The sequence below is a fragment of the Mesobacillus subterraneus genome, from assembly GCF_003937825.1.
Lineage (GTDB): Bacteria > Bacillota > Bacilli > Bacillales > Cytobacillaceae > Mesobacillus > Mesobacillus subterraneus.
On the sequence record NZ_RSFW01000013.1, the window covers coordinates 248,747 to 262,373 of the forward strand.

At 46.9% G+C, this 13,627-nt stretch carries 15 protein-coding genes; 2 read left to right on the forward strand and 13 right to left on the reverse strand.

Features of this window, described 5'->3' with window-relative positions:
- Positions 1-55 precede the first annotated feature (55 nt).
- The 3 genes from EJA10_RS11420 to EJA10_RS11430 all read right to left on the reverse strand — a co-directional run bounded on the left by EJA10_RS11420 (position 56) and on the right by EJA10_RS11430 (position 2,249).
- The gene (locus EJA10_RS11420) at positions 56-1,099 is read right to left on the reverse strand and encodes an L-threonylcarbamoyladenylate synthase (protein WP_125480134.1); all 1,044 of its coding nucleotides are present in this window, start codon (positions 1,097-1,099) and stop codon (positions 56-58) included.
- 143 nt (positions 1,100-1,242) lie between these two features.
- Positions 1,243-1,686, reverse strand: a complete 444-nt coding sequence (locus EJA10_RS11425) for a GNAT family N-acetyltransferase (protein WP_125480135.1) — start codon at positions 1,684-1,686, stop codon at positions 1,243-1,245.
- Positions 1,687-1,832: 146 nt separating this feature from the next.
- Complete coding sequence (locus EJA10_RS11430; protein WP_125480136.1) at positions 1,833-2,249, reverse strand: KGG domain-containing protein; 417 nt, start codon at positions 2,247-2,249, stop codon at positions 1,833-1,835.
- A gap of 307 nt (positions 2,250-2,556) precedes the next feature.
- Between EJA10_RS11430 and EJA10_RS11435 the strand changes: the two genes are divergently transcribed.
- Both EJA10_RS11435 and EJA10_RS11440 read left to right on the forward strand, forming a co-directional pair.
- Positions 2,557-2,934, forward strand: coding sequence for a globin domain-containing protein (locus tag EJA10_RS11435; protein ID WP_125480137.1), 378 nt, complete (start codon positions 2,557-2,559; stop codon positions 2,932-2,934).
- Positions 2,935-2,947: 13 nt separating this feature from the next.
- Positions 2,948-3,289 (forward strand): cupin domain-containing protein, encoded by a 342-nt coding sequence (locus tag EJA10_RS11440; protein WP_125480138.1) that lies wholly within the window; start codon positions 2,948-2,950, stop codon positions 3,287-3,289.
- Between the two features lie 254 nt (positions 3,290-3,543).
- On the opposite strand, the gene spoIIR is transcribed toward EJA10_RS11440, so the two are convergent.
- From spoIIR to fsa, 10 genes are all read right to left on the reverse strand, one after another.
- Positions 3,544-4,239 (reverse strand): stage II sporulation protein R, encoded by a 696-nt coding sequence (gene spoIIR, locus EJA10_RS11445; RefSeq protein ID WP_246017768.1) that lies wholly within the window; start codon positions 4,237-4,239, stop codon positions 3,544-3,546.
- 93 nt (positions 4,240-4,332) lie between these two features.
- On the reverse strand, positions 4,333-5,199 hold the full coding sequence (gene prmC / locus EJA10_RS11450; RefSeq protein WP_125480140.1) for a peptide chain release factor N(5)-glutamine methyltransferase: 867 nt from the start codon (positions 5,197-5,199) through the stop codon (positions 4,333-4,335).
- Positions 5,192-6,265, reverse strand: coding sequence for a peptide chain release factor 1 (prfA, locus tag EJA10_RS11455; RefSeq protein ID WP_125480141.1), 1,074 nt, complete (start codon positions 6,263-6,265; stop codon positions 5,192-5,194). The genes prmC and prfA overlap by 8 nt, the downstream gene beginning before the upstream one ends.
- Before the next feature lie 164 nt (positions 6,266-6,429).
- A complete protein-coding gene (locus tag EJA10_RS11460) occupies positions 6,430-6,882 on the reverse strand; it encodes a hypothetical protein (protein ID WP_125480142.1) in 453 nt (150 codons plus the stop codon).
- Between the two features lie 264 nt (positions 6,883-7,146).
- A complete protein-coding gene (locus tag EJA10_RS11465; protein WP_125480143.1) occupies positions 7,147-7,767 on the reverse strand; it encodes a thymidine kinase in 621 nt (206 codons plus the stop codon).
- A gap of 322 nt (positions 7,768-8,089) precedes the next feature.
- Positions 8,090-8,299, reverse strand: a complete 210-nt coding sequence (gene rpmE, locus EJA10_RS11470; RefSeq protein ID WP_125480144.1) for a 50S ribosomal protein L31 — start codon at positions 8,297-8,299, stop codon at positions 8,090-8,092.
- A gap of 152 nt (positions 8,300-8,451) precedes the next feature.
- Positions 8,452-9,723, reverse strand: a complete 1,272-nt coding sequence (rho, locus tag EJA10_RS11475; RefSeq protein ID WP_125480145.1) for a transcription termination factor Rho — start codon at positions 9,721-9,723, stop codon at positions 8,452-8,454.
- A 265-nt stretch (positions 9,724-9,988) separates the two neighbouring features.
- Positions 9,989-10,954, reverse strand: a complete 966-nt coding sequence (glpX, locus tag EJA10_RS11480) for a class II fructose-bisphosphatase (RefSeq protein ID WP_125480146.1) — start codon at positions 10,952-10,954, stop codon at positions 9,989-9,991.
- Between the two features lie 250 nt (positions 10,955-11,204).
- On the reverse strand, positions 11,205-12,491 hold the full coding sequence (locus tag EJA10_RS11485; protein ID WP_125480147.1) for a UDP-N-acetylglucosamine 1-carboxyvinyltransferase: 1,287 nt from the start codon (positions 12,489-12,491) through the stop codon (positions 11,205-11,207).
- A 373-nt stretch (positions 12,492-12,864) separates the two neighbouring features.
- Positions 12,865-13,512, reverse strand: coding sequence for a fructose-6-phosphate aldolase (gene fsa / locus EJA10_RS11490; RefSeq protein ID WP_125480148.1), 648 nt, complete (start codon positions 13,510-13,512; stop codon positions 12,865-12,867).
- Between the last annotated feature and the right edge of the window lie 115 nt (positions 13,513-13,627).

Genomic DNA, 13,627 nt, shown 5'->3' on the forward strand with positions numbered 1-13,627 from the left:
TGTTCGTAAAACGAAAAAAGCGCACCGACTAATCGACGCGCTTTTCAATCAACCTTTATTTTTCAATAACCGGCAATCCTGATGCTTTGGTCAGCCTGTTCATGATTGCCTGGCCGACGCCTTCCTCCGGAAAAATTTCCCCGTAAATGAGGTCGAGATCCTGCTGGTTGAAGGCGCGGAGTGTGTCATAAAGTGACTCAGCTACAGTTTCCAGCTTCATCCGTTCTCCGCAGGCAATGACCACATCGGAATCATAGAAAGCCTTGTTTTCCTTTGTGGTCATGACGCCGACTTTCATACCCTCGTTCCGTTTTTCATTCACCAGCTGCTGGATTTCTTCCTTTGTACCATTCACCAGATAGAAAGGGGCATTCGGTGCGTAATGACGGTATTTCATCCCTGGAGACTTCGGCGCCTGCTTCGCGTCCTTCAGTGCCGGGTCGACCAGTACCTCGCCAACGATTTCCTCAAGCTGTTCCTTCGTTACCCCGCCCGGTCTTAAAATCGCTGGAATTTCCCCGGTACAATCAACTACAGTCGATTCCAGGCCGACACCAGTCGCTCCGCCATCAACAATCCCGGCAATCCTGCCTGTCAGGTCATCAGCAACATGAGCCGCGGTTGTCGGACTCGGCTTGCCTGACAAGTTCGCACTTGGCGCCGCGAGCGGCAATCCGGATGCTTCAACCAACGCGAGGGCAACCGGATGGTCAGGCATCCTTACCGCCACTGTTGAAAGTCGTGCCGTTGCTTTTTCTGAAAGCACGCCATCCTTTTTGTTCAGAATCAGGGTCAGCGGTCCCGGCCAAAATGCGTCCATTAATCGTGAAGCCTGTTCAGGAATTTCTTTTACAAAGGAAAAAACCTGTTCACGGTCCGCGATATGGATGATCAGCGGGTTATCCCCAGGTCTTCCTTTTGCTTCGAATATTTTTAAGACGGCATCATCATTTTCCGCGTTGCCTCCAAGTCCATAAACCGTTTCAGTCGGAAAAGCGACGACTTCATTTTGCTTCAGTTTTTGTGCGGCTTCGATGATATGTGGATATGTTTTTAAATTATCCACATTCTTATCCACTGTCCACATTTGTGTTTGCATGTCCATCCACCTTTTATTTCTAAGCTATACTAGTCTATTTCTATGAAAGTATAAAAGAAGAACAAGGCGAACACAAGTTTTTATCCACAAAATGTGCATAAACTACGGGAATCAGTGGATAACTTTGTGGATTAATCCACAATTCACAAAATAATTTTCATAATTGCGGAGTTATCCACAGTTAGCACTTGTTTTAAATGGCTATGCTCCAGAAGTTCCTCTGGAAGTTCTGACTGATTGACCATCTCAAATCCAAGGCTCCCGAAAAAGGACACCGCGCTCATCTTATTCGTCACTAAATACAATTCATCGAGTTCTTGATTTTTAGCTGTAAGAAAAGCCCGTTTAAAAAGGAGCATCAAATCCGGCTGGGCAATTTGCGGCGACACAACAAACGAGCGCAGCAATCCTGCTTTGCCGACAGGCTCGACTCCAAGGCACGCCTTCAATTCTCCTGCCGTATTTTCCATAAGCGAAAAGTTCTCGATTGACTCACTCAATCCTTCCGGGCTTACACCCGCCTCTGTTAAAAATGCCTCCAGCCTGGGAAGGTCCTCTCTATTTGCACTTCTGATTTTCCACGTCATCTCTTTCACCTCAAAAATAAGATTCTAGTAGATTGATATGAGAGGTTTGAAAAAAGTAGAACCTTGAAAAAGAGGAAGAAACGAAAACACGGCAGCCATCATTTGAAGATGATAGCTGCCGTGGATCCTTGCTTCTTTAAGCGTAATTATTTGTTGTTATTACTGTTGTTGTTGTTGTTATTGTTATTGCGGGCATTGCCGCCTTTTTCACCGATTTCTTCATAGAAGCTTCGGTCATGGTTGTTGGAAGTCGCTTCTCCGCCTTTGCGGCCGATTTCCTGATAGAAGTCCTTATCGTGGCTTTCTGATGTTGCTTCGCCACCCTTACGTCCGATTTCCTGGTAGAATTCGCTGTCATGGCTCTCGGCAGTAGCCTCTCCGCCTTTGCGGCCAATTTCCTGATAAAAGTCTTTGTCGTGGTTGTTGGAAGTTGCTTCGCCGCCTTTACGGCCGATTTCCTGATAGAAGTCGCTGCCATGGTTCTGGCTTGTTGCTTCGCCGCCCATGCGTCCTCGTTCTTCACGTGACATCTTACCATTATTGTTATTGTTTTTGTTAGCCATTTTACTCATCCTCCTCTTGAAATCTTAGTGTCGATGTTACACTACCTTGAATATCCGGGTTTCGGCCCCATGAAACTAGAAACAAGGGAATGTAATCTGCTTGTCTAAACATTGTAATAAATTTGGTAATTTAGACGGGCGTTTTTCCTTTGTTTCCATGTTTTTCTTAAGAGAAGCTAGCTAATGTTTCCTAGCTTCTCATAGTGAAAATTTCATAAGTGAGTGATTTAGGTCACTATCCCGCCTGATAAGTATGGTTATAATAAAACCAATTAAATGAAAACCTTTCTCAAGAAGGAGGACCGTCATGGAAATAACCACAATTTACGAAAAGATTGGCGGAGATGCATCCATCCGCAAAATTGTCGATACATTTTATCCAAAGGTATATGAAAATGAAGAACTCAGTCCATTGTTTGAAGGGGATATCGATGAAATCAAAAGGAAACAATGGATGTTCCTGACGCAGCTGACCGGCGGCGGTGCTCTGTACAGCGAGGAATTCGGGCCGCCCAATATGAGGGCCAGGCATATGCCATTCGAAATCACTCCGGTTCGCGCCCAGACATGGCTGAAGCTGATGCAAGAAACATTGACAGAGACTGGATTGATCAAGACCGAGGGAGGTAAAGCCTTATTCGAGCGCCTGAGCCAGATTGCACCGATCATGATCAACAGACCATAAGGAGGAGCTTAACATGGAAAAACAATCGCTAACCCAATATCAGGAATTCAGTGAGGAACGTTTTACGAAGCGCATCGTCTTTAAAAAAGGAGAAAGTACCGTCTTTCTATTAAACTTCATGCCAGGCCAGGAGCTTCCAAAGCACACCCATCCCGGCACAGAAGTGTTCATTTTAACGATGCAGGGTGAAGGCACTTTTACCATCAATGGAGAGGAAATAGCTGCTGCGGCGAACGAAACCGTCCATGTGAGCGGCAGCGAAGAGCTTGCCTATAAAAACACCGGGTCCGAGCCTGTCACTCTATACGTGATGCTCAACAAGATTCCGGATGACAGGTATGCGCAGAATATTTAAGAAGTTTGCTTGCTGATTCTTCACCCATAAAATCCAGCCTGGTCGATATCTACATGGATCTGGTCGATATATTTAAAAATCCGCTGATATATTTGAAAATGTGGTCGATATATTCAAAAATCCGCTGATATATTTGATAATGTGGTCGATATAATTTAAAATCCGCTGATATATTTGATAATGTGGTCGATATATTTTTAGATTCGCTGAAAACGAGACGTAAAATGCCCCTGCGGATACCGCAGGGGCATTTTTTAACCGAAAATCCTGTTCCAAATCTCCACCAGGAAGAATGAAACTTCTACTTCTTCTTCCTCGCTGCCTTCATAGACTGGTTTTTTATCTTTTTTAGCTTTTTTTGCATCTTTTTCACGGTCTGCTTCTTCCTCTTCTGCATCTACTTTTACATCGCCTTTGCTTTCGTTCTCATCGAAGCCTTCACTTGTTGCTTCGCCGTTTGAGAAATCGAGGAAGCATAGCGGCGGATAGAGCACACACCACCAGTTGGCCCCTTCCCCTTCGCCCAGTGTGATCAGGATGGCTTCATACTCTCCTGCCGGGTATAAGAACTGGCCGTATAGTTTCGTCGGGAACTGCACTTTGTCAAATTCCGTTTTTACTGATTGGTTCGAACCCTGGGCAGCTACAACCTCTTCCGCAATTGCCTGGATTTCCGGCAGCTTTGATTTGATCACGTCTCTTGCCGCTTCGATCGATGTCAGGTCCTGGACCCATTTCGTGATTTCCGCGTTTACCGCATCACGGACAAGTCTCTTGATCTCCTGGTCTTTTTCCAGGTCGCTTTCCGCGAGGATCCTCAGCCTGATTGCCTCGTTCGGGATCACCATTGCTTCCTTCGCAGTCACTTCATTTTTAGGTGTATATAAACTTAACATCGTACCTGCACATAATAGGAGTATATATATGATTGCTGCTGATTTTTTCATCATCATCTTTCGCACCATCCCTTCACTAGTCACAGTGTGGACAGTTTGATAGATTCTTAAACTAGTAATTTTGAAAAAAAATGGACTCCTTTTTTATCAGGAGTCCATTTCAGCAAATACCATCCGGTCCTTGCCATTGATATCAAACACAATTTCCACCTTTGCATGTGGGAAGGTTTTTTCCAGAAGCGCACGAACCGCTTCACCCTGGCCGGCCCCGATTTCAAAGCCGACGAGTGCCTTTTCCTTCAACACAAGCGGCAGCTCGTCCATGAACCGGCGATAAAGGTCGAGACCATCTTCCCCGGCAAACAGCGCCAAATGCGGCTCATGCTCGGTGACGACGTCCGACATCCACTCCTGGTCGGCAATCGGGATATACGGCGGATTCGAGATGACTGCATCGACTTTCTTCTTTTGTAAAAGCAGCGGCTGCAATAGGTCGCCCTGGAGAAACGAGATTTCCGCGCCGAGCTTGCTGGCGTTTTTCCGCGCCATCCCCAGTGCATCCTCTGAAAGGTCGGTAGCACTTACCTTCAATTCCGGATTTTCCAGCTTCAAGGTCACTGAAATCGCTCCGCTGCCAGTGCCGACATCGACCAGCTCGATATCATTTCTTCCTGGAAAAAGCTTTTCCAGCCGCTGAAGCGTGCCATAAACAAGCTCTTCAGTCTCCGGCCTTGGAATCAGCACATACTCATTCACCTCAAAGCAGCGGCCGTAAAACTCCTCAGAGCCGATGATATATTGGATCGGTTCACCTTCCGCATGCCTTTTTACTGCTGCCTGAAACTCAATCCAGACATCCGGATCAAGTTCATCGCGCATCATCGCCAGCATCGACGTGCGGGACAACCCTGAATAGTGGCGAAGCAGGAGCTCGCCGGCGAACTCTTCCCGATTATTCTCTTTTAAAAAAGAAGAAGCCCAATTGAGGGCTTCATACATTTTGAGATTACTCATTGTTCGCACTCTCAAGTCGTTGAGACTGGTCTTCTAAAATCAATGCGTCGATGATTTCATCCATCTTGCCCTGAAGAATCTGGTCAAGCTTTTGGATGGTCAGGCCGATGCGGTGGTCGGTCACACGGTTTTGCGGGAAGTTGTACGTACGGATACGCTCGGATCGGTCACCAGTACCAACGGCCGATTTACGCACCTGGTCGTACTCTGCCTGTGCTTCCTGCTGGAACTTGTCGTAAACACGCGCGCGAAGTACCTTCATCGCCTTGTCTTTGTTCTTGTGCTGGGATTTTTCATCCTGGCAGGATACCACGATCCCTGTTGGAATGTGAGTCAGACGGACAGCTGACATCGTCGTGTTAACGGACTGGCCGCCGGCACCACTTGATGCAAATGCATCAAAGCGAATGTCTTTGTCATGCAGCTCGATTTCCACTTCTTCTGCTTCAGGAAGGCACGCTACAGTCGCAGTGGACGTGTGGATCCGGCCGCCTGATTCTGTTTCAGGAACACGCTGGACTCGGTGCGCACCATTTTCGAACTTCAATTTTGAATACGCGCCATTTCCGTTGATCATGAAAATGATTTCCTTGAAGCCGCCCACTCCAGTAGTTGAAGCGTCGATGACTTCCGTTTTCCAGCCCTGCGATTCCGCGTAGCGGCTGTACATTCTGTAAAGGTCGCCGGCAAACAGGGCAGCCTCGTCACCGCCAGCAGCACCGCGGATTTCCATGATTACGTTCTTGTCATCATTAGGGTCCTTTGGAATCAGAAGAATTTTAATGCGAGCTTCAAGCTCTTCAAGACGCGGCTCAAGCTCGGAGATTTCTTCTTTTACCATTTCGCGCATATCTGCATCGAGCTTATCCTCGAGCATCGCTTTCGCTTCTGACAATTGCTCTTTTACTTCCTTATATTCACGATAAGCCATGACCGTTTCCTGGATGTCAGACTGCTCCTTCGAATACTCGCGGAGTTTTTTCGAATCATTGACAATTTCCGGGTCACTCAACAGCTCATTCAATCTTTCATAACGATCCTCAACTGCTTGAAGACGATCAAACACGGACACTCACCTCTATTTTCATATCCTTGCATACAATTTTATAAAAACTGGCCTGTTCAGGCTCTAAATTCTGCACAGCATAACATTCTAATTATAGTATAGGAGCTACCCTCAGTCAAAGCCAAATAGAAAAAGCATGCCAGTGCATGCTTTTGTCATTGCAATTAATACTCAACATTCAAGTTAATTTCATAGCGCGGCAATGCTTGTGTCAGCTTGGATTGCAACAGTTTCTCGGCACGATTCCGTTCTTTTCTCGCCACGCGCTCTTCCGGCCTGGCCGTTATATTCATGGCCCCACCGTTGATCCATATTTGCTCCGGCTCATAGCCCGCCTCGGAAATAACATCCTTCGCTTTCTGGACATCCTGGGAAAAACTGTGGTGGTTCTCGTTGTCGGTATTCAGCAAATTAGGGTTTTGATCGCCCATCGTCATACCGTCATTCAGGTCGCGGGCAAAGTTCGGTCCATCTCCACGGCGGACACCGTCATTTTCCCTGTTCAAGTCCATACCCGCCTGGTCCTCACCCTTGTCATAAACCGACTCATCGTTATCCTGCACACATCCTGAAACAAACAGCATCGCTAACATAAGGAACATCATTAATTTTTTCAAATTATGGCACCTCCCGTTGTTAGCTTGCCCTTTTTTCTGCACTGCATGCGGAAGGCTGAAGGAGGTTTCTATTTCCTATTTTTGGATGAAGACGCAATTATGCAGGAGTTTCGTGCAATTATTGTGGATTATCGAGAGAATCCAAACTTGTTTTGTGCAATTATGGCCTATGTTCGTGCAAATAACCTGCTTTATTAAAAGAATAATTTTGCCAGCTGTAAATTCCCACAAAAAAATCCCCCCATTACGGGAGGATTCCTTCATTTATGTTAAGCTTTCTGTCGTTTTCTCGATTTTCAGTTCGTTTGGTGACTTTGGGACTTCGTGATGGTGCCTGCAGCGTGGTTCATATGCTTCTGACGCACCAACGAGTATGACGGGATCATCATAAGAGGCTGGCTTACCGTTGATCAGGCGCTGTGTACGGCTTGCAGGCGATCCGCAAACGGCACAAACAGCCTGGAGCTTGGTCACATTTTCAGCAACAGCCATCAATGCCGGCATCTGCCCGAATGGCTCGCCGCGGAAATCCTGATCAAGACCGGCGACGATCACGCGGTATCCGCTGTCCGCCAGGTGCTGGACGACCGGAAGGATTTCATTGTCAAAGAATTGGACTTCATCGATGGCAATCACATCGATTTCTGGGGTGATATGCTTGAAAATATCAGTAGAGTTGGCAATAGGCTTTGCAGTAACTGCAGTTCCGTTGTGTGATACAACCGATTCTTCGCTGTAGCGGTTATCAATCGCAGGCTTGAAAACAGCAATTTTTTGCTTGGCAAATTGCGTTCTGCGTACGCGGCGGATCAGTTCCTCGGATTTTCCGGAAAACATGCTGCCGCAGATCAGTTCGATCCAACCGCTTTGTTTCATAACGTACATGGTCGGCCTCTCCTTCCTCGCTTGGAAAAAATGAATCGCTCAAGCGCTTTTGGCGCGGGAACGGGGCTTTAAACAAAAAGCTGCTTTCGTAGAGTTACGGCTTCTTCATGCCATAAAGGTACGAAAAAAGCCTGGGCAAAAAGTCGACACTTTTTTTCAGCTTTTTCCATTATAACAAAAAACGACGCTGAATCCAGATACAAAAATAAAGTTCATAAAATTAAATTTTTCGGATTTATGTACCCTATATCATTCTCAAAAAGAGTCAAAATAAAAAACAGGCAAGTCACAAAGCTTCTTGCCTGTTTTAGGATTTCTTATATTACTGGTTGTTTTTAAGACCGTACTTTTTGTTGAAGCGGTCAACACGTCCGCCAGCTTCAGCAAACTTTTGACGTCCAGTATAGAATGGGTGGCACTCAGAGCAAGTTTCAACTTTGATCTCGTTCTTTACAGAACCAGTTTCAAATTCGTTTCCGCAAGCGCAAGTCACCTTAACTGTTTTGTAGTTTGGATGAATTCCTGATTTCATTCTTTTCATCTCCTTCCGCCCTGAATCATTCGAAACAGAGTTATAATCAACGGCGAACCATGTTCATACCGTTTTTGTAAAAACACACTGTACATAGTATAACAACTGTTCTTATATTTTTCAAGCTTGTTTTCTATTCCACAAAAAGGAAATTACTGGCGCTTGGCATTGCCCTTCATTTCCTCACCAAGAACAGCGAAGAAGTCTTCGTTGGACTTGGACTGTCTCAGCTTACGCAGGAACTTTTCCGCGAAATCCGGTGAATCGGACATCGATTTTCGGATTGCCCAGAGCTTGTCCAGATGATCCTTCGGAATGAGCAGCTCCTCTTTGCGTGTTCCAGAGCGACGGATGTCGATTGCCGGGAAGATCCTTCTCTCAGCAAGTGAACGGTCAAGGTGAAGCTCCATGTTGCCTGTTCCCTTGAATTCTTCATAAATGACATCGTCCATACGGGAACCTGTATCCACTAGTGCTGTCGCAAGGATGGTCAGACTGCCGCCTTCCTCGATGTTACGCGCCGCACCGAAGAAGCGCTTTGGACGGTGGAACGCCGCAGGGTCGATACCGCCGGACAAAGTACGTCCGCTTGGCGGGATGACAAGGTTGTAGGCTCGAGCGAGACGAGTGATGCTGTCCATCAGGATGATGACATCGCGCTTATGCTCGACAAGGCGCATCGCGCGCTCAAGTACAAGCTCCGCGACCTTGATATGGTTTTCAGGCACTTCATCAAACGTCGAGCTGACGACATCGCCGGCAACAGAACGCTCGATATCGGTTACTTCTTCCGGACGCTCATCGATCAGCAGGACAATCAGTTCCGCTTCAGGATGGTTCGTCGTGATGCTGTTGGCAATTTCTTTGATCAGCATCGTCTTACCGGCCTTTGGCGGAGCGACGATCAACCCGCGCTGACCGAAGCCGACAGGTGCCAGGACATCCATGATTCTTGTGGAAACTTTGTTGTGTGTGGTTTCCAGCTTCATCTGGCGGTCAGGATACAATGGCGTCAAGCCCGGGAAGTGAACCCTTTCCTTCGCCGATTCAGGGTCATCCCCATTGACTGCCTCTACTTGAAGCAGGCCGAAATAGCGTTCATTTTCCTTAGGAGGACGAACTTTCCCTGAAACCTTGTCACCGTTCCTCAGATCAAAGCGGCGAATCTGCGATGCCGAGATGTAAATGTCCTCAGAACTCGGTGAGTAGTTGATCGGGCGCAGGAAGCCAAAGCCCTCCGACTGGATGATTTCCAGGACACCTTCCATGAAAAAATAACCCTGTTGTTCCGCACGCGCTTTTAAAATCGCAAAAATGAGTTCTTTTTTCGACAATTTGCTGTAGTAAGAAACTTTATATTCCTTTGCGAGTTCATAAAGCTCTTTTAATTTCATATTTTCTAAGCTTGAAATATTTACTTCCATAATGTCACCACGCCTTAAAATATTTCGATTTCCCCCATAAAAAGTATTAAGATTTCTAGCGTATGGATGGAAAAAGAAGAAATGAGTTTCCTTTGAAGGATGTAAGAAGGATTTAATGAAGGTTTACGTTAAGTGTGCTTTCAAATTCTCATTTTACCCTTAAACAGGAAAAATAATCAATCTATTTTTAATCAGCTCCCTTTATCTACAGAATGCGATAAAGGAAGCTGATTTGTAAGGGTTTGCATGCAGTTTTAAAAAAACATTATGATTTCATGACCAAATGCGGCTTTTTCTTCAGGCTGTGCTGGCCTTCAATGAAGCGGACTGTGCCTGATTTTGCGCGCATGACAACAGAGTGTGTAGAGCCGTAAGAGCCTTTGAACTGGACTCCCTTGAGCAATTCGCCATCTGTTACGCCGGTTGCTGCGAAAATCGCGTCATCTCCGCGGACGAAGTCTTCCATAAGAAGGACTTTATTGACATCGATGCCCATCTTTTTGCAGCGCTCAAGTTCTGCCTCATTTTGTGGAAGCAATTTACCCTGGATTTCGCCGCCGAGGCTTTTTAAAGCAACTGCTGCGATTACACCCTCAGGTGCTCCGCCTGAACCGAACAGGATATCCACGCCAGTAAAATCAAACGCTGTGTTGATTGCGCCAGCGACATCGCCGTCATTGATCAACTTGATTCTTGCTCCTGCATCGCGAAGCTGGGCAATGATGTGTTCATGGCGAGGACGATTCAATACTGTTGCCACTACATCTTCAATGTCCTTGTTCTTCGCTTTTGCCACAGCCTTCAGATTATCAAGAACGGAAGCATTGATATCAACCATTCCTACCGCCTCCGGACCTACCGCAAGTTTATCCATGTACATATCCGGCGCGTGAAGCAGGTTGCCATTATCTGCAACTGCAAGGACTGCAAGGGCATTCCAGCCGCCAGACGCGACAATGTTCGTTCCTTCCAGAGGATCGACCGCCACATCAAGGCGAGGGCCATAGCCTGTCCCAAGCTTTTCGCCGATATACAGCATCGGCGCTTCATCCATTTCTCCTTCACCGATCACGACTGTACCTTTCATCGGGATGGTGTCAAACACATCTCTCATTGCCGACGTTGCCGCATCATCAGCTTCATCTTTTTTCCCGCGGCCCATCCAGCGGGCTGAAGCAAGCGCGGCCGCCTCTGTCACGCGGACAAGCTCCATCGTTAAGCTACGTTCCATATGATCATCCCCTAATCATGAAAGGGCTAATGTCTGCCGAAAAAGGTATACCTCTCATTCGCTTCGTATACAGTCCTATCATAAATCAGCATTCTCCTCGCTGCCGTTTAAGTCCCGAACTGATTAGGAAGTGAAGCTTTGATACAGCCGAAGTCAACGGCTTGATAATCAAATAGGTTATACCATTCTACGATTTCGGTAAGCATTAGCACCACTATTTGTATTGTACAGCTCTATTGTACTATACTTTTTATGATTTTTTTACTTCTTCTTGCTCTTCAGATGTCATATCTTCACGCCAAATTGTGGCACCGAGCCCATTCAGCTTATCAACGATATGGCTGTAGCCTCGGTCGATATGGTCGACACCCGTGATTTCAGTGACTCCCTCTGCCATCAGGCCAGCAATGACCAATGCCGCTCCGGCACGGAGGTCGCTTGCCTTCACTTTGGCTCCCTGCAGTTTGACAGGTCCGCTGATAATCGCCGATCTGCCTTCCACCTTGATATTGGCATTCATTCTTCTAAGCTCGTCGATATGCTTGAAGCGTGCTCCATAAATCGTATCTGTTACGACACTGGAACCTTCAGCCCTCGTAAGCAGTGACGTGAACGGCTGCTGCAAGTCTGTCGGAAAACCAGGATAAACAAGCGTTTTGATATCAACAGCTTTATATTTCTCAGCAGGTGCGACATAGATTTGCTCGTCACTCGCTTCGATACGGGCGCCCATTTCCTTCAGCTTGGCCACAAGTGACTCAATATGCTGCGGGATGACATTATCAATCGTTACCCCATCGCCAATCGCTGCACCAAGAATTAAGTAAGTCCCCGCCTCGATACGGTCAGGGATGATCGTGTGGCGGCAGCCGTGAAGCTCGTCGACGCCATCGATACGGATAACGTCAGTTCCCGCCCCTTTGATCTTAGCTCCCATATTGGTAAGCAAAGTTGCGACATCAATGATTTCCGGTTCCTTCGCCGCGTTTTCAATGATCGTGCGACCTTTTGCGCGGACAGCGGCAAGCATGATGTTGATCGTTGCCCCTACGCTGACGACGTCCAGGTAAATGCGCGCGCCGCGGAGCTCATCTGCACGCAGGTAGATTGCGCCCTGCTCATTCGTGACACTCGCACCAAGTGCTTCAAATCCTTTTATATGCTGGTCGATCGGCCTTGGCCCCAAATGGCAGCCGCCTGGCAGTCCAATGACAGCCTTTTTGAAACGGCCAAGCATCGCTCCCATCAAGTAGTAAGAAGCTCGCAGCTTTTTCACTTTTCCATTCGGCAAAGGCATGGAAATCATGGAAGACGGATCCACCGTCATTTCATTGTTAGAGAATTCAACAGAACCGCCGATTTCCTCCATCAAGTCCTTGAGCATATGAACATCGGAAATATCCGGCAAACCTTCTATGGTTACAGGCGATTCAGCTAAAATCGTTGCGGGGATCAAGGCTACGGCACTGTTTTTCGCGCCGCTGACCCGAACAGTTCCTTTTAAAGGATAACCGCCTGCAATCTTAAGCTTTTCCATTTTTGACTCCCTTCTAAGCCGTGATGTATTAAGGTCAAGCTGGAGATGCAAACAATGTACAGCTAAGACCGATATAGGCTCGTCTTTTAATTTGAATTATACCGAAATCATAAAAGTCATATTTTTCCATTTAATATAGACAGATTCCGGGAGTTTTCTATTCCTCTAGTTTACACGATATTCCCAATTTCATGTAATAAAATGCAAAAAAGTTTGAATTGGGGAAAACTTCCTGAGATGACCGTTGTTTTCCGCTCCGGGTACTCGCTTTCCGCGGGGCGACCGGTAAGCGTCCTCGTCGCTTTGCTCCTGCGGGGTCTCACCTAGGCCGCTGATCAATGCAATAGCGCATTTCTTTAGCATAGTAAAAAAGTTACTGTCCGCGTGTTTCCCAGTCTTTTAGGAAGGCTTCGATTCCTTTGTCTGTGAGCGGGTGGCTGAACATTTGCTGGATGACTTTGTATGGCACGGTTGCGATGTGTGCGCCTCTTAGTGCTGCGTCTGTGACGTGCTGCGGGTGGCGAATGGAAGCAGCGATGATTTCTGTTTCGATTCCGTGGATCGTGAAGATGTCGGCGATCGTTGAAATCAGGTCGAGTCCATTGTGGCCGATGTCATCCAGGCGTCCAAGGAATGGAGATACGAATGTAGCTCCCGCTCTTGCTGCCAGCAATGCCTGGTTGGCGCTGAATACAAGGGTTACGTTTGTCTTGATTCCTTCTTTTGAAAAAGCGGAAACAGCCTTGAGACCGTCTGGGGTCATTGGAACCTTGATGGTAATGTTTGGAGCGATTGCCGCTAGCTCCTTGCCCTCTTTGATCATTCCCTCTGCATCAAGCGCGATGACTTCTGCACTGACGGAACCAGGTACCAGCTCAGTGATTTCTTTCAGTCGGTCTTCAAACTTAACATTCTTTTCTTTTGCCACAAGGGATGGGTTGGTTGTGACACCTGATAGGATTCCCAGGGAGTATGCTTCGCGAATTTCCTCCATATTGGCAGTATCGATAAAAAACTTCATTTGTAAACGCCTCCAGTCGACAAAATTTTCAATCATATCAAGAAATGCGCAAGCGCCTTGGTCAGCCCCGACAAGCGGTGGAGGGCCGAACAGTGAAGTCGTTCTTTGACTTTCA

Coding starts and splice junctions, on each gene's coding strand:
- EJA10_RS11465 (WP_125480143.1), bottom strand. CDS start 7,767: ATGTACGTTATGAAACAAAGCGGTTGGATCGAACTGATCTGCGGCAGC.
- glpX (WP_125480146.1), bottom strand. CDS start 10,954: ATGGAACGTAGCTTAACGATGGAGCTTGTCCGCGTGACAGAGGCGGCC.
- EJA10_RS11430 (WP_125480136.1), bottom strand. CDS start 2,249: ATGGCTAACAAAAACAATAACAATAATGGTAAGATGTCACGTGAAGAA.
- EJA10_RS11420 (WP_125480134.1), bottom strand. CDS start 1,099: ATGCAAACACAAATGTGGACAGTGGATAAGAATGTGGATAATTTAAAA.
- EJA10_RS11435 (WP_125480137.1), top strand. CDS start 2,557: ATGGAAATAACCACAATTTACGAAAAGATTGGCGGAGATGCATCCATC.
- prmC (WP_125480140.1), bottom strand. CDS start 5,199: ATGAGTAATCTCAAAATGTATGAAGCCCTCAATTGGGCTTCTTCTTTT.
- fsa (WP_125480148.1), bottom strand. CDS start 13,512: ATGAAGTTTTTTATCGATACTGCCAATATGGAGGAAATTCGCGAAGCA.
- EJA10_RS11485 (WP_125480147.1), bottom strand. CDS start 12,491: ATGGAAAAGCTTAAGATTGCAGGCGGTTATCCTTTAAAAGGAACTGTT.
- EJA10_RS11440 (WP_125480138.1), top strand. CDS start 2,948: ATGGAAAAACAATCGCTAACCCAATATCAGGAATTCAGTGAGGAACGT.
- rho (WP_125480145.1), bottom strand. CDS start 9,723: ATGGAAGTAAATATTTCAAGCTTAGAAAATATGAAATTAAAAGAGCTT.
- rpmE (WP_125480144.1), bottom strand. CDS start 8,299: ATGAAATCAGGAATTCATCCAAACTACAAAACAGTTAAGGTGACTTGC.
- EJA10_RS11425 (WP_125480135.1), bottom strand. CDS start 1,686: ATGACGTGGAAAATCAGAAGTGCAAATAGAGAGGACCTTCCCAGGCTG.
- spoIIR (WP_246017768.1), bottom strand. CDS start 4,239: ATGATGAAAAAATCAGCAGCAATCATATATATACTCCTATTATGTGCA.